General features: G+C 43.1%; 1 protein-coding gene. It reads left to right on the forward strand.

All coding sequences use genetic code 11. From position 1 onward, the window contains the following. The coding region (locus tag DAHG_RS21495) for an InlB B-repeat-containing protein (protein WP_161650575.1) at positions 1 to 2,019 on the forward strand (2,019 nt) is incomplete at both ends.

Raw genomic sequence — 2,019 nt, forward strand, 5'->3', positions numbered from 1 at the left:
AAGCATCCCTTTAGGAAATGGAATCACTGCGGGGAATACATATTACGCAAAAGTTAAAGCAGTCGGAGACGGTGTTGCTTATTCTGATTCACCGTTAAGTACACCTGCTGTTTCAGCGGCAGCCGCTAATGAACCAGTTGTTGTTAAGAATATAAGTTTCACTGCTTTGACAGCCAACGGCTCCTCTACTGAGACTACAAGTGAATTGACCTTTACTTTCAGTGATGATATTGATGGTTTAACAGCGGATAAGATCACGCTCAGCGGTGTTAGTGGTGTCACGAAAGGTAACCTGACTAAAGAAAACAAAGGTGTTTATAAGCTTGCAATCAATAATGTAAGTGTATCAGGTACCCTAAAAGCAACGGTTGCATCCATTGATGGTTATTCAATAACACCAAATGAAAAGACGGTATCGATTTATTATGCTGCACCGATTACCAATGTAGTATGGAGCAGTGCAATAGCCGATGGGGAAGCAAATAAAACTACCTCGACCAAAATCGATGTCGTATTCGATACACCGATCACCAATCTAACAAAAGAAAACTTCTCGATTGAAAACGCTCAGATTGATTCATTAAGCGGCAGCAACGGCAATTATAGTCTGGCAATCAGTAATGTAACAACACAAGGAGAGGCGACCTTAACAGTCACATCACCTTCTGCATATTCCATTTCACCGACAAGTCAAAAGGTAACGTTACATAAGAAAGCTGACCTAATCAATGCGGCATTAACAAACGTGACTGCGGATGGGGATTCTACACATACGAGCACTCAGCTAACTTTAACCTTTGACCAAGATATTACAGGGTTAAGTGCTGATCATATCACGTTAACAGGTATAAATAATATCGTCAAAGGTTCACTTTCAAAAGCGGCCGGAACCGGTGTTTATACTTTAGCAATCAGTGGCTTTACAACTGGTGGTACAGTGAATGTTTCAGTAAGTGGAGTTGAAGGATACAACATCACCAGTAATCAATCTGCAGTGATTCATCATTATACTGCACCGCAGATGTCGGCTTTACCACAGATCCCTACAATCAGTAATCAAAGTGCATTAACTACGGATACCGGTAAGAAATTGAGCGTTTCCGTAAGCAATGCCATTGCATATGAAAGTCTGACTTACGAATGGTTTAAGGCAAGTGCTGGCTCTGTACCAGGAACTGGAGTCGGTACATCAACGGGTGTCAAAACGCAAGAGTTCGCGTATCCAATGACTGCTGGTGATTCTTATTATTTCGTAAAGGTAACCGGTAAAGAAACCGGAAAGACTGAGGCTACGGCTTACAGTAACCTCGTACATGTACAGATCACTACACCAGCACCGGTTCAGCAATTTACCATTCATTATGATCTGGCTGGCGGTACTGGCAGCTATCCGGATCAAAAGGCTGCACTGAATGCTGACATTACGATTCCCAATACTGTACCTGTGAAGTCTGGCTATACATTTACCGGCTGGAAGTTATCAACGGACAACAGCATCAAGCAGCCGGGAGCAAAAGTCACAAGTTCAGAATCAAAGACGATTACCTTAACGGCGCAATGGACTAAAGATGATATCGCGGTATCCTTTGAAGTCTTCGCAAACGGTACGGCAAACATCTCAGATACGACCCAAGTTACGGTAACCTTTGATCAGCCTGTCATCGGTCTGACAAAAGATAATTTTAGTCTGACCAATGCGACTGTGACAGAAATCAGCGGCAGCGGTAAAACTTATATCCTAAAGATCAGTAATGTAACGACAGAAGGCTCGGCCACATTGACAGTGACTGCGCCTAGCGGTTATACGATCGCCAGCAACAGTAAGACGGTAACCTTACATAAGGATACGAGAGTACCGGTCAGCTTAACTGCAGTTGAAGCAGACGGCATCAAAAATCAGGCATCTACATCTACCCTTACATTAAAATTCGATTCATCGATTTCCCTAACGGCAGAAAACATTAAGATAACCGATCTTGACAGTACCGGCGCAGCCATAGGAAATCTCAGGACACAAGC

It is taken from the genome of Dielma fastidiosa (assembly GCF_000313565.1).
GTDB lineage: Bacteria > Bacillota_I > Bacilli_A > Erysipelotrichales > Erysipelotrichaceae > Dielma > Dielma fastidiosa.